We start from the raw sequence: 20,263 nt of genomic DNA, 5'->3' as shown, positions 1-20,263 counted from the left end.
TCAAATCGCCGCCTCCTCCGCGGAAGGGCCGCGGCCGCGCCGCGGGGTGGCCCCCGGGGCGCGGACGCGGCCGCGGGGTACCCCGCGGCGCGGGGAGCCGCGCGAACGGCCGCCCACCGGGCGGCGGTCCGGTACGGACCCGCCCTTCGGGCCGGTGACGACCCGTGCCCCGGTGGGGGCTCGCCGCGCGGTTCCCCGCGCCCCTGAGGGGCACCACCCCGCGCGGGGTTACTCCGCGGGGGTCGCCGTCTTCTTGGCGGCGGCCTTCTTCGTCGTCGTCTTCTTGGCCGCGGTCTTCTTCGTGGCCGTCTTCTTGGCGGCGGCCTTCTTCGCCGGGGCCTTGCGCGTCCGCTTCTTCGGCTCCGCCTCGGCGGCGGGCGCCTCCGCGGCGGGGACCCCGGCCGGAGCCTCCTCGGGAGCCTCCGGCGCTGCCTCGGGGGCGGCAGCCGCGGGGACGACGACCACGGCCGCCTCCTCCGCCGCCGCCGGCGAACCCGCCGGGGCGGTCACCTTGCGGGTCGCCCGGCGCCGCGTACGGGCCGGCGGCTCCGTCGAGACCTCGGGCTCGGGCAGCGCCGCCGCGGGGGCGGGGGCCTCGGCGACGACCACGACGGCCGCCTCCTCCGCCGCCGCCGGCGCGCCGGCCGGGGCCGTCGCCTTGCGGGTCGCCCGGCGCCGCGTACGGGCCGGCGGCTCCGTCGAGACCTCGGGCTCGGGCAGCGCGGCGGCCGGCTCGACGTCCGGCTCGCTCACCGGCACGACGACGACCGCCGGCTCCTCCTGCGTACCGGACACCGCCGCGGGCGCACCGGCGGGCGCGGTGGCCTTGCGGGCGCCCCGGCGCCGGGTGCGGCCGCGGGACTGCGAGGCCGCGGCCTCGGCCTCCGCCGCGGTGCCGAACCACTCCTCCTCCGGGTCGCCGACGGCCGGCACGAGGTCGGACTCGCCGACCTCGATGGGCTCCAGCTCCGGAATCTCCTCGACCTCGATCTCGACGGCCTCGGCGGCCTCGGTCTCGTGGACGTGCTCGTGGACCGGGACGTCCGCGCCGGACTTCCCGCCGCGCCGCTTGCGCTTGCCGCCGCCGCCCACGGTCGTCGCCTGGTCCATGTGGACGATGACGCCGCGGCCGTTGCAGTGGACACAGGTCTCGGAGAAGGACTCCAGCAGCCCCTGCCCGACCCGCTTGCGGGTCATCTGCACCAGGCCCAGCGAGGTGACCTCGGCCACCTGGTGCTTGGTGCGGTCCCGCCCGAGGCATTCCAGCAGGCGCCGCATGACCAGGTCGCGGTTGGACTCCAGGACCATGTCGATGAAGTCGATGACGACGATGCCGCCGAGGTCCCGCAGCCGCAGCTGCCGGACGATCTCCTCGGCCGCCTCCAGGTTGTTGCGGGTGACGGTCTCCTCCAGGTTGCCGCCCTGCCCGGTGAACTTCCCGGTGTTGACGTCGACGACGACCATCGCCTCGGTCTTGTCGATGACGAGCGAACCGCCGGACGGCAGCCACACCTTGCGGTCCAGCGCCTTGAGCAGCTGCTCGTCGATGCGGTACGTCGCGAAGACGTCCGTCTCGGACGTCCAGCGCGACAGCCGGTCGACGAGGTCGGGCGCGACGTGGGCGACGTAGTCGTGGACGGTCGCCCACGCGTCGTCACCGCTGACGATGACCTTCGAGAAGTCCTCGTTGAAGATGTCGCGGACGACCCGCACGGTCATGTCGGGCTCGCCGTACAGCAGCGTCGGCGCGTTGGAGCCGCCGCCCTGCTTGGCCTTGCGCTGGATGTCCTCCCACTGCGCCTGGAGGCGCTCGACGTCACGGCGCAGCTCGTCCTCGCTCGCGCCCTCGGCGGCGGTGCGCACGATGACGCCCGCGTCCTCGGGGACGATCTTCTTGAGGATGGTCTTCAGGCGGGCCCGCTCGGTGTCGGGCAGCTTGCGGCTGATCCCGGTCATCGAGCCCTCGGGCACGTAGACCAGGTAGCGGCCGGGCAGGCTGACCTGGCTGGTGAGGCGGGCACCCTTGTGGCCGATCGGGTCCTTGGTGACCTGCACCAGCACCGGCTGGCCGGACTTCAGCGCGGACTCGATCCGGCGCGGGCCGCCGGACAGGCCGAGCGCCTCGAAGTTGACCTCGCCCGCGTAGAGCACGGCGTTGCGGCCCTTGCCGATGTCGACGAAGGCGGCCTCCATCGACGGCAGGACGTTCTGCACCTTGCCCAGGTAGACGTTGCCGACGTACGAGGTGGCCTGCTCCTTGTTGACGTAGTGCTCGACGAGGACACCGTCCTCCAGCACACCGATCTGGGTGCGCTCGCCGTTCTGCCGCACCACCATGACGCGCTCGACGGCCTCGCGGCGCGCCAGGAACTCCGCCTCGGTGATGATCGGCACCCGGCGGCGGCCCTGCTCGCGGCCCTCCCGGCGGCGCTGCTTCTTCGCCTCCAGGCGGGTCGAGCCCTTGATGGACTGCACCTGGTCGGCGCCCGTCCCGGCCGGCTCCTGGGCCTGGCGCGGCTCGCGGACCTTGACGACGGTGCGCTCCGGGTCGTCGGAGTCGCCCGCGTGCGTGTCGTCCCCGCCCGCTTCACCGCTGCGACGGCGGCGGCGACGGCGGCGACGGCTGCTGCTGCTCCCGCCGGAGACGCCCTGCGGGTGTCCGTCCTCGTGCTCGTCGGCGTCCTCGGCCTCGTCGGCTTCGTCGGCCTCGTGCTCGTCGTCCTCCTCGTCGGAGCCGTCCTCGGCGTGGTCGGCGGCCTCACCGCGACGGCGGCGGCGGCCACCGCGGCGGCGGCGCCGGGACGTGTGACGGCCCTCGCCGTCGCCCTCGCCCTCGGCGTCCTCCGCGTCTGCGTCGGCGTCCTCCGGCTCTGCGGGCTCGGTGATCTCGGGGACCTCGGCGACCTCGGCTGTCCCGGGGGCGGCCTCCTCCACCGCGGCACCGCCACGGCGGCGCCGGCGGCGGCGCGACCCGCCGCCCTCGTACTCCTCGGCCGCCGGCTCCTCCGCCTCCTCCGCCTTCTCGGCGGGCGCGGCGGCGGTGGGGGCGACGAAGACCGGGGGCTGGAAGACCACGGTCGGCGGCTGCGCGGCACGGCGGCGGCCGCGGCCGAGCGGCACTTCCTCGGTGCGCACGTCGAGCACGACCTGCTCGGCCGGGACGCCGAAGGCGTCGGCGATCGCGGTGACCGCCATCGCGGCGGCCTCGGCGGGCGTGTCGCCGTAGCCGCGGATCTCGTAGGCGTCGTCGACCTCGACGGCCCAGCCGTCGCCGTCCCGCAGCGCCCGGCCGGTGTACTCGTTCACGGTCTCGGGGGCCGGGGCGGCGGCAGCGGGGGCCGGCTCGTCCTCGCGGGGGGCCAGCGCGCCGGGCTTCAGGCGCCGGGACGTGTCCCCGGCGGAGAAGGTGGCGGCGGGGGCGGCCTTCTTCCGTGTCCGCCGCGACCTCTCCGCGGGCGCGGGTGCGGCGGGCGCGGCCTCGGGGGCGGGTGCGGGCGCGGCTTCCGCGGCGGGGGCGGACACCGCGCGGGTGGCGCGGCGGCGGGTACGGGCGGGGGCGGGCTCCTCCACCGCAGGCGCCTCGGCCTGCTGCTCCTCCACCGGAGCAGGGCTCTCCGCCTTGCGCGTGGCACGGCGGCGCGTCGGGGCCTCCTCCACGGGGGCCTCAGCCGCCGGGGCCTCCACCGCGGGCGCCTCCTCCACCGGAGCAGGGCTCTCCACCTTGCGCGTCGCACGGCGGCGGGTACGGGCGGGGGCGGGCTCCTCCCCCGCAGGCGCCTCGGCCTGCTGCTCCTCCACCGGAGCGGGGCTCTCCGCCTTGCGCGTCGCACGGCGGCGGGTACGCGCGGGGGCCGGCTCCTCCCCCGCAGGCGCCTCGGCCTGCTGCTCCTCCACCGGAGCGGGGCTCTCCGCCTTGCGCGTCGCACGGCGGCGCGTCGGGGCCTCCTCCACGGGAGCCTCAGCCGCCGGGGCCTCCACCGCGGGCGCCTCCTCCACCGGAGCAGGGCTCTCCACCTTGCGCGTCGCACGGCGGCGGGTACGCGCGGGGGCGGGCTCCTCCACCGCAGGCGCCTCGGCCTGCTGCTCCTCCACCGGAGCAGGGCTCTCCGCCTTGCGCGTGGCACGGCGGCGCTTGGGGGCCTCCGTCCCGGGGGCGGTCACCGTCTCGGGGGTCTCGGGCGCGGCCGCCGCGGCCTTGCGCGTACGGCGCCGGGCCGGGGCCTCGGCCTCGGGGGTGCTCTCGGCGGCGGCCGGCGGTCCCGCGGGGCGGGAGGCGGCACGGCGGCGGCGCGGCGGCGCCGCTTCCGCGGGCGTGTCCCCGGCGGCCTGGTTCTCGTTCGTCTCGTTCTGGTCGGGCATTCGGGCAGTGCTCCCGTCGCGCTCCCGGGCGCCGCGTCCAGATCGGAAGGGGCGTGCCGCTTGGATCGCGGTGGCCGCCCTCCGGGGCGCGGGCGCCGCACGGGAGCTTGCTGTCTCGCTCGCCGGCCGCCCGTAGGGGCCGGCGAAAGTCTCATGTGGTCAGCGGCGCCGGACCCGGGTGGCTCCCTGGTGCGTCGGCGACGCGCGTGACGACGCGGCTACGCGGTACCGGCCGGCACCGCCGCGGCGTCGCGATCGGGCGCGAGCGGGTCGGTGACCGTGCCGGTGTCCTCGGCGAGCGGCCCCTGCGCCAGCCTGGTCACCGCTGCGGGGACCGGCGGCGCGAGGTCGGCCGTCGCCTGAAGGCCGGACAGTACGTCGTCGGGCCGTACGGCAGGTGTCAGATGCCGCACAACCAGCCGCAGTATCGCACAGGCGCGGTCCTGCGGTGTATCGGTACCCGGGTGCGGCGCGCCCGGGCCCTCGCCGGTTCCGTCACCGTCGACGACCTCGAACCGCGTGACCGCGGCCCGGCAGTCGAAGGTGCGGATGCCGTTCTTCGTGCTGCGCTGTACTTCCACGGTGTCCGCGGCGAGGAAGGCCGCGACCGCCCGGCGGGCGTCGGCGGGCTCCACGCCGTCCAGCCTGAGCTGCCACACCGAGGCCTCCAGGCGCTCGGCCAGGCCCGGCGTGCGGGCCTCGACGGCCTCGACGACGTCGAGGCCGGGCGGCAGCGACTCGTCCAGCAGGACCCTCAGCTTCTCCGGGTCGCGGGACTCGGCCAGGCCGATCTCCAGGTACTCCGCCTCGCTGCCGACGCCGGTGGGTGCGGCGTTGGCGTAGGACACCTTGGGGTGCGGGGTGAAGCCCGCGGAGTACGCCATCGGCACCTCGGCCCTGCGCAGGGCCCGCTCGAAGGCGCGCTGGAAGTCACGGTGGCTGGTGAACCGGAGGCGGCCCCGCTTGGTGTAGCGCAACCTGATGCGCTGCACCGTCGGCGCGGGCGGCGGGCCTTCGGGCTGTCGCTTGCCCAGTGTCGTTCAGTCCCTACGAGGAGTCGGCGGACATGTTCTCCCCCAGGTTACGCCGCGCGGGCCCGCCACGCCGCCGCCCACCGCACCTGCGGCCCGGGCCGCCGCACTCCCGGCCACCCCCGCCGCGCTCGGTCAGCGGCGGCCGGGACGCCGCGGCAGCCGCTCCGGCTCCTTCGCCCGCGCGCCGAGCAGCACGTGCCGTACGGTCCTGCGGGCCTCGGCCACCGCGTCCGCCACCGGCCGCCACACCGCCCGGCGGTACCACCGGCCCGCCGCACGCAGCGCGCGCAGCGCCGGGGCGCCCGTCCGGCTCCACACCCACGCCACCGGCGCCGCCACCAGCACCCGTGCCGCCCACAGCAGCGCCCGGCCCACCGCCCGCGACACGAACGCGGTGCCGCGCCACGCGAAGCACAGCGCCGCCCACAGCTCCCGCACGAGCGGCCCCACGACCCGGCGCCACAGCACGCCGCCCGGCCGCCGCACCCCCCACGTGAAGAGCCACCCCACCCCGCGCGCCACCCCACGCCGCACCGCGCGCAGCGCCCGCCCGGTGGCCCGCGCCACGCACGCCGCCCCCCGCCACAGCAGCTCCATCGCCCGGCCGGTGGCCCGCGCCGCGAACGCCACGCCCCGCCACAGCAGCTCCAGCACCCGGCCCACCGCCCGCGCGACCGGCACCACCACCCGGCGCCACAGAAACGTGCCCGGCCGCACCAGCAGATACGTTCCGAGGAACCCCAGCACCACCCGCAGCGCCCGCCCCGACGGCAGCGTCACCCGACGCCACAGAAACCTGCCCGGCCGCACCAGCAGATACGTCCCGAGGAACCCCAGCACCACCCGCAGCGCCCGCCCCGACGGCAGCGTCACCCGACGCCACAGAAACCTGCCCGGCCGCACCAGCAGATACGTCCCGAGGAACCCCACCACCACCCGCAGCGCCCGCCCCGACGGCAGCACCACCCGACGCCACAGGAAGCCCACGACGGCCTCGGCCGCCCTGGCTGCCGGCAGGACCACCCAGCGCCACACCGCCACGGCAACCGCCACCACGGTGTAGCGGAACAGCGCCGCGGCACACCACCCCGCGGCCCGGAGCACCGGCAGCACGGCCCGGCGCCACGCCCACCGCAGGGCCTCCCTGCACGCGCGCACCACCGTGACGAAGGCGTCCCACACGAGCCGGACGGGAAGCACGAGGGCGAACGTCACGACGCGTACGGGCACGCGTATCGCGACGACCAGGCACCCCTCACCCGCGGGCGGCCGCGCCGGCCCCAACTCCCCCTGTTCCCCCACTCCCTGAACGTAACAGGCCCGGCCCCTCCGGGCGGACGCCTTGACCGGATGCGCACGTGCGGCGACCGGCCGCCTCCGCCGGGCTGGGCGCGCGGTGCCCCGCGCCCTTGGCGGCGCGCCCCGGGACCGCCGGGGTGGTGCGGCCACGCGGCGGACGCCCCAGGGGCGCGGGGAACCGCACGCACCCCCGTCGCGGGACGGACGCCCCAGCACCACCGCCACCCCCGCGGCGTTCGCCCCCCCGGGGGGACGGCCGCCTCACCCGTTGAGGAGCCGGCCCAGAACGGCCACGCCCGTGGCGATGTCCGCGGGCGTGCGGGCCGCGTAGCCGAGGACGAGGCCCGGCGGCCCGGCCAACTGGCGGTGCCAGGACAGGGGGTGCACCTTCACCCCGTGCCCGAGGGCGGCGGCGGCGACCTCCGCGTCGGACACCTCCCCGTACGCCTCCAGCGTGACGGTGACGTGCAGCCCGGCGGCCGCCCCGCGGACGACCGCGCCGGGCAGCGCCTCCGCGATCGCCGCCACCATCGCGTCCCTGCGCTGCCGGTGCCTGCGGCGCAGCAGCCGCAGCTGCCGCTCCAGCGCGCCGGTCCGCATCAGGTGGGCCAGGACGAGTTGCGGAAGCGTCGGGGTGCCGAGGTCGGCGAAGCGCTTGGCCTCCACGAGCGTGCCGTGGTGCCGTGCGGGCACGAGCACCCAGCCGATGCGCAGCGCGGGCGCGAGGAGTTTGGAGACGCTGCCCGTGTAGCAGACGTGGTCGGCGAGCAGCGCGCGCAGCGCGGCGACGGGCGGCCGGTCGTAGCGGTGCTCGGCGTCGTAGTCGTCCTCGACGACGAGCCCGCCGTCGCGCGCGGCCCAGTCCATGAGGGCGCGGCGCCGTCCGCCGCCGAGCACGACGCCGGTGGGGAACTGGTGCGCGGGCGTGACCAGGACGGCGGGGGCACCACTCGCACGGAGCGCGTCGACGCGCAGGCCGTCGGCGTCGACGGGGACGGGCGGGGTGTGCAGCCCGGCGCGGACGAGGTGCTGGCGCACCCCGAGGGAGCCGGGGTCCTCGAAGGCGAGGGTGCCGATGCCGTCGGCGGCGAGGAGCTGGGCGAAGAGGCCGAGGGCCTGGGCGGTGCCGCCGACGATGACGACGTCGTCAGGTTCGGCGGGGATGCCGCGGTTCCGGGCGAGCCAGGCGGCGACCTCCCGGCGCAGGGCGGGGGCGCCGCGCGGGTCGCCGTAGCCGAGGTCGGCGGCGGGCAGGTCGACGAGGACGGCCCGCTCGGCGCGCAGCCATTCCGCGCGGGGGAAGGCGGCGAGGTCGGGCGCCCCGGGCGAGAGGTCGATCCGCGCGGGCGCGGCACGGAGCCGGTCGAAGGTGTCGGTCCCGGGCGTCCCGTCGAAGAGCCGGACCGCGACCGTACGCCCGGGATCCGCCGCCGTACGCCGGGCGCCTCCGCCGGCCGCCCCCGGCACGGGCGCAGCCCGCCCGGCGCCGTCCCCGGCCGGCCGTGCGGCCAGCGGCTTCGCCACCACCCGCGTGCCCGCGCGGCCGTCGCCGGCGGTGTGACCGTCCTCCGCGAGACGGCGGTACGCCTCGGTGACGACACCGCGGGACACGCCGAGGTCGGCGGCGAGGGCGCGGGTGGCGGGCAGCCGCGCGCCCAGCGGGAGGCGCCCGTCCGAGACCGCCCGGCGCAGCTCCGCGGCGAGCCACGCGGCGCGCCCGCCGGGCGGGGCGGCGGCGATGTCGAGCTGAAGGAAGTCCGCTCCCGCCGCGGGGGCCGCGGACGTTACGGACCTGTCGGAAGGCCGCTCTTTGGACCTGGGCACCGGGCCATTGTGGCAGCAGGCTGTTCCTGCGAGCCACCGCCCGCCACCTCCGCAAGCCCCACCGCCCACCCGGCGCAGGCCCACCCGGCACCCGCACCCGGCAGCCCGCACTCGGCAGCCGGCTCAGGCCACCGCCCGCAGAATCCCGAAGCCCTCCGATCCATGCCACCGGGCCGCGCCGCGGCCCCCACTCCCCGGAGTCGCCATGAGTACCGCCTTCCTCCTCACCGCGCTGATCATCTGCCTGACGCCCGGGACGGGTGTCGTCTACACGCTGTCCGCCGCGCTCGCACACGGGCCGCGGGCGGGGGTGGTCGCGGCGGCCGGGTGCACGCTCGGGATCGTGCCGCACGTGCTGGCCACCGTGACGGGGGCCGCCGCACTGCTGCACGCCAGTCCGCTCGCCTTCCGGGTCCTGACGTACGCGGGAGTGGCGTGGTTGCTGGTCATGGCGTACTCGACGCTGCGGGACCGGGACGCGCTGGTGGTCCCCCAGGCGGACAGCCCCGGGGGCGGCGCGCCCGCGCGGCCCTCCTCCCGTGTCGTCGGCTCGGCCGTGCTGCTCAACCTCCTCAACCCCAAGCTGACGCTCTTCTTCTTCGCCTTCCTGCCCCAGTTCGTGCACGAGGGCGACCCGCACCCGGCCCGCCGGATGCTGATGCTGAGCGGGGTGTTCATGCTGATGACGTTCGCGGTCTTCGCCGCCTACGGGCTGCTGGCCGCGTCGGTGCGGCAGCAGGTCGTGGCGCGGCCCCGGGTCCTGACGTGGGCCCGGCGGGTCTTCGCGGGCTCCTTCGTCACGCTGGGTGCGCGGCTCGTGCTGGCCGCCCGCTGAACCGGCACCCTCGCCGAGTCCCGCCCGCGGCGCCTATGGTGAGCGCGGGCAGGACGGCGAGGGGGGACGAGGCGTGATCAGCGAGCCGGAGATGGAGGGCGACGAGGGCGCCCCGGTGTCCCCCGGCCCGGGCCTCTTCGCGGAGCAGCTCCCGGGCAGGATCCCCTCCCCCGGCACGGAACCCGGCACGGAACCGGGCACGGAACCCGGCACGGTCCCCGGCACGGACCCCCGCGCGGAAGTGCTCAGCGGCGCGGGCCGCCCGCCGCGGCCCGCCCGGCTGCGCCCGCTGCTCCTGCGGCTGAGGGACCGCCCCTGGGTGTGGGCGGCCTGCGCGGTCGTGGTGACCTCCGCGGTGTGGGCGGGTGCCCTCCGGGGCACCGGCTACGGCCGCACCCCGGCGCCCGACCTGCACGGCTACCACGTGGACGGGGGCAACCCCTGCACGTACATGAACCTGCGGCCGCTCACCGACCACCTCGGCACCCAGGCCTTCGGCCAGCAGGTGCCGATGGTCGCCCGCAGTCCGGCGCTGGACCACGTCGAGTGCGAGCTGACGGCGGACACGGCGGACGACGGCGACGGCTGGACGTCCACCTACACCGTCGCCGTGACCGTGGACCTGCACAGGAAGACCGACCCCAGCGCGGAGTTCGACGCCTCCGGCGAGGCCGTGGGAGGGCGCCCGCACATCCCCGGCGCCCTGTTCCTCGTCGTCGACGTGCCCGAGAAGACGAGCCACCCGCGCGGCCTCGGCGACCGGGCGAACCTCGTCGGCTCGCAGTTCCGCCAGTCCCTCGCGGTACGGCACGGCGGAGCGGTCTTCACGCTGACGCTGACCGGCGTCAACGTGTGGGACACCGCGCACGGCAGGCAGCCCGTCAATGCGGACGGGTCCGCCACCCGTCCGGGCGTCATCGACACGAGCCCGCTGCGCGGTGACCTCGTCCCGACGATGCGCACCCTGATGGCCGCGCTCGCCTCGTGACGGGGCGAACCGGCCGGGGGCCGGCGGCCGGGGCCGCGGGCCGCACCCGCCGGCGCCGGTTCACCGGTGGCAGCGGCACCGGTGGCCGCAGCCGCAGGACGTGACGTCGTCGGCGATCAGGCCGAGGCCGACGCCGAACATCCAGGAGTCCTTCGCCAGCGCGATGCCGTTCTGCGTCGGCCAGACGCTGCCGGGCTCGTGCATGCCGGGCGTGCGCGCGTAGAGGCCGAGGAGCGCGCCCGAGAACCCGGTGAGGAAGGCCCCGGCGACGGCCGCCGGGACGAAGGGCGCGAGCAGCAGCGAGCCGGTGGTGATCTCCGCGCACGACAGCACCCGCAGGAACTGCTGCGCGCTGAGCTTGCGGAACACCGGGTAGGCCCCGCAGGCCATCCCGTGGAGCATCTCGGCGGTGGCCTCGTCGCCCTTCCACTTCTGCAGTCCCGAATGCAGGACGAACGCCCCGGTGGCCGCCCGGGGCGGGAGCTGGCGCAGCTTCATGACCGGATTCCTCCCGTCGCGGCATCCCCCTCCCACCCAGGATGCCCGCCCCGCCCCCGCCCGCCACTCGGGGCGGCCGGGGCGCGGGGCGCCGGGCGGTCAGGAACCGGCCGCGTCGACCACCGTGAGCGGCAGGAGCTTCTTGCCGGTCGGGCCGATCTGGATGTGGGTGTCCATCTGGGGGCACACACCGCAGTCGAAGCACGGGGTCCAGCGGCAGTCCTCGACCTCGGTCTCGTCGAGGGCGTCCTGCCAGTCCTCCCACAGCCAGTCCTTGTCGAGGCCGGAGTCGAGGTGGTCCCAGGGCAGGACCTCCTCGGCGGTGCGCTCGCGGGTGGTGTACCAGGGGAGGTCCACGCCGGCGGCGGGCAGGACGGCGTCGCAGGCGCGCATCCAGCGGTCGTAGGAGAAGTGCTCGCGCCAGCCGTCGAAGCGGCCGCCGTCCTCGTAGACCGCGCGGATCACGGCGCCGACGCGGCGGTCGCCGCGGGACAGGAGGCCCTCGACGATGCCGGGCTTGCCGTCGTGGTAGCGGAAGCCGATGTTGCGGCCGTACTTCCTGTCGCCGCGGATCGCGTCGCGCAGCTTCTCCAGGCGCGCGTCGGTCTCCTCGACGCCGAGCTGCGGCGCCCACTGGAAGGGGGTGTGCGGCTTGGGCACGAAGCCGCCGATGGAGACGGTGCAGCGGATGTCGTTCTGCCCGGTGACCTCGCGGCCCTTCTGGATGACGCGCTTGGCCATCTCGGCGATCTGCAGCACGTCCTCGTCGGTCTCGGTGGGCAGGCCGCACATGAAGTACAGCTTCACCTGCCGCCAGCCGTTGCCGTACGCGGTCGCGACCGTACGGATCAGGTCCTCTTCGGAGACCATCTTGTTGATGACCTTGCGGATGCGCTCCGAGCCGCCCTCGGGGGCGAAGGTCAGGCCGGAGCGGCGGCCGTTGCGCGTCAGCTCGTCGGCCAGGTCGATGTTGAAGGCGTCGACCCGGGTGGACGGCAGGGACAGGCCGATCTTGTCGTCCTCGTAGCGGTCGGCGAGGCCCTTGGCGATCTCGGCGATCTCGCTGTGGTCGGCGGAGGACAGCGACAGCAGGCCGACCTCCTCGAAGCCGGTCGCCTTCAGGCCCGCCTCGACCATCTCGCCGATGCCGGTGATGGAGCGCTCGCGCACCGGGCGGGTGATCATGCCGGCCTGGCAGAAGCGGCAGCCGCGCGTGCAGCCGCGGAAGATCTCCACCGACATCCGCTCGTGCACGGTCTCGGCGAGCGGTACCAGCGGCTGCTTGGGGTACGGCCACTCGTCGAGGTCCATCACGGTGTGCTTGGACACCCGCCACGGCACGCCGCTGCGGTTCGGCACGACCCGGGCGATACGGCCGTCGGCCAGGTACTCGACGTCGTAGAAGCGCGGCACGTAGACCCCGCCGGTCTTCGCCAGCCGCAGCAGCAGCTCGTCGCGCCCGCCCGGGCGGCCCTCGGCCTTCCAGGCGCGGACGACCTCGGTGATCTCCAGCACGGCCTGCTCGCCGTCGCCGATCACGGCCGCGTCGACGAAGTCGGCGATGGGCTCGGGGTTGAAGGCGGCGTGCCCGCCGGCCAGGACGATCGGGTCGTCCACCGTGCGGTCCGCGGCGTTCAGCGGGATGCCCGCGAGATCGAGCGCGGCGAGCATGTTGGTGTAGCCCAGCTCGGTGGAGAAGCTCAGCCCGAAGACGTCGAAGGCCCGCACGGGCCGGTGCGCGTCCACGGTGAACTGCGGCACCCCGTGCTCGCGCATGAGCGCTTCCAGGTCCGGCCACACGCTGTACGTGCGCTCCGCGAGGACGCCCTCGCGCTCGTTGAGCACCTCGTAGAGGATCATGACGCCCTGGTTGGGCAGCCCCACCTCGTACGCGTCCGGGTACATGAGCGCCCACCGGACGTCGGCGGCGTCCCAGTCCTTGACGGTGGAGTTCAGCTCACCGCCCACGTACTGGATCGGCTTCTGGACGTGCGGGAGAAGTGCTTCCAAGCGCGGGAAGACCGACTCGACAGGCATCTCGGCGACTTTCATCAGCTGACGGTGGGCGACGGTCCCGGGGCGGCGGCGCACCCCCATGGGGACGGGTGACCCTCAAGACTACCCGTCCGCCCGCACCTCCCGGGCCGCGCGCTCCCCCGGGCCGCCGCGGGGCGCCCGGGAGGGCGCCCTACGCCGACATCGGCCGCTGCATCTTCACGGACTGGAGCAGCCCTATGGCGATGCAGTTCGCGAACATCGAGGACCCCCCGTACGACACGAAGGGCAAGGGGATGCCGGTGACCGGCATGATGCCCAGCGTCATGCCGATGTTCTCGAAGGACTGGAAGGCGAACCAGGTCACCACCCCGGCGGCGACGATCGTGCCGTAGAGGTCGGTCGCGCCGCGGGCGATCGCGCAGGCGCGCCACAGGATGAGGCCGATCAGGGCGATGATGAAGGCCGCGCCGACGAAGCCCAGCTCCTCGCCGGCGACGGAGAAGACGAAGTCCGTCTGCTGCTCGGGGACGAACTGCCCGCTGGTCTGGCCGCCGTGGAAGAGGCCCTTGCCCAGCAGGCCGCCCGAGCCGATGGCGATACGGGCCTGGCTGGTGTTGTAGCCGACACCGGAGGGGTCGAGGGCGGGGTTGGCGAAGGCCGCGAAACGGTCGATCTGGTACTTGTCGAGGATGCCGAGCTGCCACACCAGGACGGCGCCGAGGATGCCGGAGGCGATGAGGCCGAAGACCCAGCGGTTGGACGCGCCGGAGGCGAGCAGCACACCCAGCACGATCGCGCCGAGCACCATGACGGAGCCGAGGTCCGGCATCATCAGGATGATCAGGATGGGCAGCAGGGCCAGGCCGAGGGCCTGCATGACGGTGCGGTGGTCGGGGTGCTCGCGGTCGCCCGCGTCGACCCGGGCGGACAGCACGACCGCCATCCCGACGATGATCGCGACCTTGACGAACTCCGAGGGCTGGAGCGAGAAGCCGCCGCCGACGACGATCCAGGAGTGCGCGCCGTTGACGGTGGAGCCCAGCGGGCTGAGCACCGCGAGGATGCCGAGGATCGCGAGGCCGTAGTAGAACGGCACGACGTCCCGCATCCGGCGGTGGCCGATGACGACGGTGCCGACGCCGAGGGCGGCGCCGATACCGGCGTTCATCAGATGCCGGATCAGGAAGTAGTACTGGTCGCCGTGCGTGAGGTTGGTGCGGCCGCGGGTCGCGGAGTAGACGAGCAGCGTGCCGATGCCGGTGAGCAGCAGCGCCGCGATGAGCAGCACCCAGTCCATCCGGCGGAAGACCGAGTCGCGCGCGAAGATCTTCCCGAGGGTGGACTTCTGGGGGGTGTAGCGCGGGACGCTCGCGTAGCCGGAGGCGGTCATGACGAGTACCGCCTGCCGAGCAGCAGCTTCTCCGGGCGGCCGGGGCCGAGCGCGGCGACCACGGGGGCGGCGCCGCCCGCGGTGGCCGGGCCGTCGGCGGGGACGTACAGCTCGTCGGCGGCGGGCACGGTGTACGAGGCCTGCGTCACGACGCCGTCCTCGGAGATCTTCGGGAGCGCCGTCACCGGCTTGGGCATGATGCCCTTCTTCGGGTCGATCTGGGCGCTGTCCTTGGTGATGCCGTACATCGCCTCGTAGATGCGGCGGACGGCCTCGCCGGAGGCGCCGGAGCCGGTGCCGCCCTGGGAGATCGTCATGACGATCGTGTAGTCCTTGGTGTAGGTGTCGAACCAGGACGTGGTCTGCTTGCCGGAGACCTCCGCCGTACCGGTCTTGGCGTGCAGCGGGATCTTGTCCTGCGGCCAGCCGCCGAACTTCCAGTCGGCGGTGCCCTCGGTGACCACGCCGGCCAGCGCCTTGTCGATGTACTTCAGCGTGGCCTTGGTGTCCGGGAGCTTGCCGGCGACCTTGGGCTTGATCGGCGTGACCGTCCTGCCGTCCGCGCTGACGACCGCCTTGCCGATGGTCGGCTGGTAGAGGGTGCCGCCGTTGGCGAGGGCCGCGTAGATCCGGGCCATCTGCACCGGCGTGACGAGCGTGTCGCCCTGGCCGATGGAGTAGTTGATGGAGTCACCGGCGCGGATCACGTTGTGGTCGGCGCACTTCTCGATGGAGTTCTGGACGTCCAGGCTCTTCTGCTTGTCGTTCTTGTGCTTCGCGGCGGTACGGCACCAGTAGTTGTGCATCTCGTCGTTGTACTCCGAGGCCCACTGCCGGTCCGGGACCCGCCCGGTGACCTCGCCGGGCAGGTCGACACCGGTCTTGGCGCCCAGGCCGAACTGGTGGGCGGTCTTGAAGAACCAGTCCTTGGGGTGCTTGGCGTTCAGGCCGCCGTCCTTCAGCCACTCCTGGTAGGCGATGCCGTAGAAGACGGTGTCGCAGGAGACCTCCAGGGCGCGGCCCAGCGAGATGTCCCCGAAGCTCTCGTTCTCGAAGTTCTTGAACGTCGTGCCGCCCACGGTCATCGACGAGGTGCAGGGGTAGTTGCCGTCCGCCGCGTAGCCGGCGTTGATGGCGGCACTGGTGGAGATGACCTTGAAGGTCGAGCCCGGCGCCGACTGGCCCTGGATGGCCCGGTTCAGCAGCGGGTAGTCGGACTTCTTGTCGATCAGCTGGTTGTAGGCCTTCACGGAGATGCCGCCGACCCACTCGTTGGGGTCGTACGTCGGCAGGCTCGCCATCGCGATGATGCGCCCGGTGCGGTTGTCCATGACGACCGCGGCGCCGGAGTCGGCCTTGTAGTTCTTGTGCGTGACCTTGTCGTACGTCTTGCGCGCGGCCACCATCGCGTCGTTCAGCTCTTTCTCGGTGACCGCCTGGACGCGGGCGTCGATACTGGTCACGAGGTTGCTGCCGGGCTCGGCGGGCGTGTCGCCGGCCTTGCCGATGACGCGGCCGAGGTTGTCCACCTCGTAGCGGGTGACGCCCGCGGTGCCGCGCAGCTCGTCGTCGTAGACGTTCTCCAGGCCGGAGCGGCCGATCTGGTCGGAGCGCAGCAGCGGGGTCTTGGTCTTCTCCGAGGCGCTGACCTCGTCGTCGGTGACCGGGCCGAGGTAGCCGAGCACCTGCGCCGCGTTGGCCTTGAAGGGGCCGGCGTAGCGGCGTACGGCGGTGGGCTCGGCGGTGATGCCGGGGAAGTCCTCGCGCCGCTCCATGATCTGCAGGGCCTGCTGGGTGGTGGCCGAGTCGGTGATGGGGATGGGCTGGTAGGGCGAGCCGTTCCAGCACGGCTTGGGCGTCTTGGCGTCGCACAGCCGGACCTTGTCCATGACCTCCTGCGGCGCCATGTCCAGCACCCCGGCGAGCCGGGTGAGCACGGCGGTGCCGTCGTCGGCCTGCTTGAGCAGGTCGGTGCGGCTGGCGGAGACCACGAGCTTGGTCTCGTTGTCGGCGAGCGGCACCCCGCGGTCGTCCAGGATGGCGCCGCGCACGGCGGAGGTGACGACCTGCTGGATGTGGTTGCTGGCGGCCTTCTCGTCGTACTGCTCGCCGTTGCGGATCTGCAGGAACCACAGCCGCCCGCCGAGCGTGAGCAGCAGCGACACCACCAGGATCTGCAGGATGACCAGCCGGATCGTCACCCGGGTGGTGCGCCCGGTCTCCGGGATGTTGCCGCTCATCGCCTGGCCCCCCTGGCCATCGTGCCGACCCTGCCGAAGAGCCCGCCGCGCGGAGCGGCGATACCGGTCCTGATCCGGCCGGCCCGGCCGCCGCCGTAGCCCCCGGAGACGTCCTCGGACATCGGGTCGTGGTCGAAGTGCCGCGCCATCGCCATGACCAGCGGCACCACGAAGGGCGCGAGCAGCAGGTCGTAGATCGTCGCGGTGAGGACGAGCTTGGACAGGCCCACGTGGGCCCCGGCGGTGTCGCCGACGAGGCTGCCGACGCCCGCGTAGAGCAGCGTGGTGGCGACCGCGCCGCCGATGACGACGAGCATGGGCCCGGCGGCGGTGCGCAGCCGGCCGCTCTCCGGCTTGGCCAGGCCCGCCGCGTAGCCGACGACGCACAGCACGAGCGCGTAGCGGCCCACGGCGTGGTCGGCGGGCGGCGCGAGGTCGGCGAGCAGCCCGGCGAAGAAGCCGATGAGGCAGCCGGCGACGTGGCCGTAGCTGATGGCCAGGCCCAGCACGGTGAGCAGCAGCAGGTCGGGCACCGCACCGGGCAGGTGCAGCCGGGCCAGCACGCTGACCTGGACGACCATCGCCACGACGACCAGCACGGTGGGGAGCACGATCCGGTTCAGACGCATGGGTCAGTCCCTGCTGCCGTTGCTGGTCGGCGTGGTGGTGACGGTCGCGGGCGGCAGCACGCTGTCGGCGTGGTCGCCGCCCGGGGAGGCCGGGGCGGTGGGCGTGCCCGTCGCCTTGGGCTTGGGGGGCGGCGGGGTCGTCGGACGGGGCGGCAGCACGCTGTCGCGCGGGTCGGTACGGGGGCCGACCACGACGACGCCGACGACGTCGAGCTTGGTGAAGCCGACGAAGGGCTGCACCTGGAGGGTCTTGGTGAGGTTGCCGCCGGACGGGTCGACACCGATGACCTTGCCGACCGGCACGCCGGGCACGAAGGGCTTGCCCTTCTCGGAGCCGAAGGTCACCAGCCGGTCGCCCTTGTGCACGGCGGCCCTGCCGTTGAGCAGCTGCACGCGCATCGGGCGGTCGCCCTCGCCGCTGGCGAAGCCCAGCTCCATGGAGCTCTCCAGCCGGGTGCCCACGGTGAAGTCCGGGTCGTTGGCGAGCAGCACGGTCGAGGTGCTGCTGCCGACCGTGGTGACCCGGCCGACCAGGCCGTCGCCGTTGATGACGGTCATGTCGCGGGTGATGCCGTCGCGGCTGCCGGCGTCGATGGTGACCGTCCAGGAGAAGCCCTGCGCGGCTCCTATCGCGATGACCTGCGCGCCCTTGATGGCGTACTGCCCGGCGCCGGCGGTCCTGAGCAGCCCGTCGAGTTCCCGGGCCCGGTTACGGGTGATGTCGCTGCTGCCGAGCTTCTGCTTGAGCGCGGCGTTCTCGCGTTCCAGCCGGGTGATGGTGCTGCTGCGGCCGCCGGAGTCGCGCACCGCGTCCACCGCGTTGCCGACCGGGTCGACGACTCCGGAGACGGCGTCCTCCACCGGGCCGAAGACGGATTCCGCGGCCTGCCGCGGCCGGTCGAGCGGCGAGTTCTCACCACCCCGGATGTCCACGGTGATCAGCGCGAACGCGATCACCACCAGCAGCACCAGCAGCAGCCGGCTCTCCTTTGTGTCCCTCACGGGCGCCAGTCCGTGCCTTCCTCATCGGACCCGCCGCCGGTGGGGCAAGCGGCCGGTCGGAGCTACTGTGCTGGGGTGCGTGCGCCGCGGGCGGCCGGGCCTCGCGAGGCGGCGGCCCGCGGGCCGCGGGTCATCTGCGGGGTGCCGCGTCGAGGACGCGCTGCAGCGCCTCGAACTCCTCGACGCACTTGCCGGCGCCGAGCGCCACGCAGTCCAGCGGGGTCTCGGCGATGTGGATCGGCATGCCCGTCTCGTGCCGCAGCCGCTCGTCCAGGCCGCGCAGCAGCGCACCGCCGCCGGCGAGCACGATGCCGCGGTCCATGATGTCGCCGGACAGCTCCGGCGGGCACTTGTCGAGCGTGGTCTTGACCGCGTCGACGATCGCGTTGACCGGTTCCTCGATGGCCTTGCGTACTTCCGCGGCGGAGATCACGACGGTCTTCGGCAGGCCGCTGACCAGGTCCCGGCCGCGGATCTCGGTGTGCTCGTCGTCTTCCTTGCTCGCGAACGCGGAGCCGACGGTCAGCTTGATCTGCTCGGCGGTGCGCTCGCCCAGCAGCAGGCTGTACTCCTTCTTGATGTGCTGGATGATCGCGTTGTCCAGCTCGTCGCCCGCCGTCCGGATGGACTGCGCGGTGACGATGCCGCCGAGGCTGATGACCGCGACCTCGGTCGTGCCGCCGCCGATGTCGACGACCATGTTGCCCGTCGCCTCGTGGACCGGAAGGCCCGCACCGATCGCGGCGGCCATCGGCTCCTCGATGATGTGCACGGTCCGCGCGCCGGCCTGGTTGGCCGCGTCGATGACGGCGCGGCGCTCCACGCCGGTGATGCCGGACGGCACGCAGATGACCATGCGCGGGCGGGCGAGGTAGCGGCGGCGGTGCACCTTGAGGATGAAGTACCGCAGCATCCGCTCGGTGATCTCGAAGTCGGCGATGACGCCGTCCTTCAGCGGCCGCACCGCCACGATGTTGCCCGGTGTGCGGCCGATCATCTTCTTGGCCTCGGCGCCGACCGCCAGGATGCCGCCGGTGTTGGTGTTGACCGCCACCACCGATGGCTCGTTCAGCACGATCCCGCGGCCCCTGACGTACACCAGCGTGTTGGCCGTGCCGAGGTCGACAGCCATGTCACGGCCGATGAACGACATGTTGTTCGCCATGAGGATACGTCTGGCCTTCCCGAGCTTGAGCGGAGATTCCATCGTAGTCGCGACCTGTGAGGCGCGCGGGCCGGGGCTCCGACGTCATTGTCATCAGAACACACAGCAGACCCCAGTAATGGTGACGCCGTGTCGGAGTGTTTGGTTCCCGACAGGCCACGGGCTACGCCCGGCAATTGCAGGAGTTAGGCCAGACCGGGGAAGAACAGCTTGATCTCGCGCTCCGCGGACTCCGGCGAGTCGGAGGCGTGCACCAGGTTCTCCCGCACGATGGTGCCGAAGTCTCCCCGGATGGACCCGGGCGCGGCGGCGATCGGGTCGGTGGGGCCGGCCAGCGCGCGCATGCCCTCGACGACGCGCTCGCCCTCGACGACCAGCGCCACCGAGGGGCCCGCGGACATGAACTCCACCAGCGGCTCGTAGAACGGCCGGCCGACGTGCTCGGCGTAGTGCTGCTCCAGGGTGCCGCGGTCCAGGGTGCGCAGTTCCAGGGCGCTGATCGTCCAGCCCGCCTTGCGTTCGATACGGCCGACGATCTCGCCGACCAGGCCGCGGCGGACAGCGTCGGGCTTGAGAAGGACGAGGGTGCGCGTGGACACGGGCGGCTCCTGCGGGGATGGGTGACGGTTGGTGCGATGAGCCTACAAGGCCGCGGTCAGGCGGACTGCGCCGCGTTCCTGGCCTTGGCCTCGTCGATCACGCGCCCGTAGTGGATCGACGCCCACCACAGCGCCGCGAAGACCGCGCCGAGGAAGTACATCGTACCGACCGCGAGACCGCTGGCGATCAGCCCGATCTGCAGCGCCCAGCCGAGCGTGAGCGCACCGCGCCGCCCCAGCATCCCGCACAGCAGCAGGCACAGCACCATCACGATCCCGCACACCGTCCACACGGTGCCCATCGACAGGTCCTCGTTCTTCATCGCGACCAGTCCCGCGAAGCCGACCACGAAGAACTCGCTGATCAGCGTGGTCGAACACAGCATGCGCATGAGATCAAGCC

Annotated in this window: 15 protein-coding genes; 2 read left to right on the top strand and 13 right to left on the bottom strand. The window is 74.0% G+C overall.

Features of this window, described 5'->3' with window-relative positions; translation table 11 throughout:
* Positions 1 to 228: 228 nt before the first annotated feature.
* The 4 genes from ACH4SE_RS10470 to ACH4SE_RS10455 all read right to left on the bottom strand — a co-directional run bounded on the left by ACH4SE_RS10470 (position 229) and on the right by ACH4SE_RS10455 (position 8,516).
* Positions 229 to 4,359 carry an Rne/Rng family ribonuclease gene (locus ACH4SE_RS10470; RefSeq protein WP_398542919.1) on the bottom strand — a complete coding sequence of 1,377 codons (4,131 nt, stop codon included), beginning with the start codon at positions 4,357 to 4,359 and terminating at the stop codon, positions 229 to 231.
* 218 nt (positions 4,360 to 4,577) lie between these two features.
* On the bottom strand, positions 4,578 to 5,351 hold the full coding sequence (locus tag ACH4SE_RS10465; RefSeq protein WP_398542918.1) for a TIGR03936 family radical SAM-associated protein: 774 nt from the start codon (positions 5,349 to 5,351) through the stop codon (positions 4,578 to 4,580).
* A gap of 174 nt (positions 5,352 to 5,525) precedes the next feature.
* Positions 5,526 to 6,695: a hypothetical protein gene (locus ACH4SE_RS10460; protein ID WP_398542917.1), complete on the bottom strand. Its 1,170-nt coding sequence runs from the start codon at positions 6,693 to 6,695 to the stop codon at positions 5,526 to 5,528.
* A 258-nt stretch (positions 6,696 to 6,953) separates the two neighbouring features.
* Positions 6,954 to 8,516: a PLP-dependent aminotransferase family protein gene (locus tag ACH4SE_RS10455; RefSeq protein ID WP_398542916.1), complete on the bottom strand. Its 1,563-nt coding sequence runs from the start codon at positions 8,514 to 8,516 to the stop codon at positions 6,954 to 6,956.
* 205 nt (positions 8,517 to 8,721) lie between these two features.
* On the opposite strand from ACH4SE_RS10455, the gene ACH4SE_RS10450 reads away from it, so the two are divergent.
* Together ACH4SE_RS10450 and ACH4SE_RS10445 are read left to right on the top strand one after the other, a co-directional pair.
* Complete coding sequence (locus ACH4SE_RS10450; protein WP_398542915.1) at positions 8,722 to 9,351, top strand: LysE family translocator; 630 nt, start codon at positions 8,722 to 8,724, stop codon at positions 9,349 to 9,351.
* A gap of 73 nt (positions 9,352 to 9,424) precedes the next feature.
* Positions 9,425 to 10,339: a hypothetical protein gene (locus tag ACH4SE_RS10445; protein WP_398542914.1), complete on the top strand. Its 915-nt coding sequence runs from the start codon at positions 9,425 to 9,427 to the stop codon at positions 10,337 to 10,339.
* Positions 10,340 to 10,399: 60 nt separating this feature from the next.
* Here ACH4SE_RS10445 and ACH4SE_RS10440 read toward each other — a convergent pair whose 3' ends face one another.
* The 9 genes from ACH4SE_RS10440 to ACH4SE_RS10400 form a co-directional block, all read right to left on the bottom strand.
* Positions 10,400 to 10,837, bottom strand: a complete 438-nt coding sequence (locus ACH4SE_RS10440; protein ID WP_398542913.1) for a hypothetical protein — start codon at positions 10,835 to 10,837, stop codon at positions 10,400 to 10,402.
* 99 nt (positions 10,838 to 10,936) lie between these two features.
* Positions 10,937 to 12,874, bottom strand: a complete 1,938-nt coding sequence (locus ACH4SE_RS10435; protein ID WP_398543196.1) for a TIGR03960 family B12-binding radical SAM protein — start codon at positions 12,872 to 12,874, stop codon at positions 10,937 to 10,939.
* A 151-nt stretch (positions 12,875 to 13,025) separates the two neighbouring features.
* Positions 13,026 to 14,225: a rod shape-determining protein RodA gene (gene rodA, locus ACH4SE_RS10430; protein WP_398542912.1), complete on the bottom strand. Its 1,200-nt coding sequence runs from the start codon at positions 14,223 to 14,225 to the stop codon at positions 13,026 to 13,028.
* Positions 14,222 to 16,465, bottom strand: coding sequence for a penicillin-binding protein 2 (gene mrdA / locus ACH4SE_RS10425; protein WP_398542911.1), 2,244 nt, complete (start codon positions 16,463 to 16,465; stop codon positions 14,222 to 14,224). Before mrdA ends, rodA begins: the two co-directional genes overlap by 4 nt.
* Positions 16,462 to 17,094, bottom strand: coding sequence for a rod shape-determining protein MreD (gene mreD, locus ACH4SE_RS10420; RefSeq protein WP_398542910.1), 633 nt, complete (start codon positions 17,092 to 17,094; stop codon positions 16,462 to 16,464). The genes mrdA and mreD overlap by 4 nt, the downstream gene beginning before the upstream one ends.
* A gap of 3 nt (positions 17,095 to 17,097) precedes the next feature.
* Entirely contained in the window at positions 17,098 to 18,096 is a 999-nt protein-coding gene (mreC, locus tag ACH4SE_RS10415) for a rod shape-determining protein MreC (protein WP_398542909.1), read from the bottom strand.
* 130 nt (positions 18,097 to 18,226) lie between these two features.
* Positions 18,227 to 19,249, bottom strand: a complete 1,023-nt coding sequence (locus ACH4SE_RS10410; RefSeq protein ID WP_398543195.1) for a rod shape-determining protein — start codon at positions 19,247 to 19,249, stop codon at positions 18,227 to 18,229.
* A gap of 197 nt (positions 19,250 to 19,446) precedes the next feature.
* Positions 19,447 to 19,860 (bottom strand): nucleoside-diphosphate kinase, encoded by a 414-nt coding sequence (gene ndk / locus ACH4SE_RS10405; RefSeq protein WP_398542908.1) that lies wholly within the window; start codon positions 19,858 to 19,860, stop codon positions 19,447 to 19,449.
* A 56-nt stretch (positions 19,861 to 19,916) separates the two neighbouring features.
* Positions 19,917 to 20,252, bottom strand: a complete 336-nt coding sequence (locus ACH4SE_RS10400) for a DUF4233 domain-containing protein (RefSeq protein ID WP_398542907.1) — start codon at positions 20,250 to 20,252, stop codon at positions 19,917 to 19,919.
* Positions 20,253 to 20,263 lie beyond the last annotated feature (11 nt).

This window comes from Streptomyces sp. NPDC020983, from assembly GCF_044333485.1.
Lineage (GTDB): Bacteria > Actinomycetota > Actinomycetes > Streptomycetales > Streptomycetaceae > Actinacidiphila.
The sequence above is the reverse complement of the archived record's forward strand: the minus strand, read 5'-3'. Positions and strand labels throughout refer to the sequence as shown.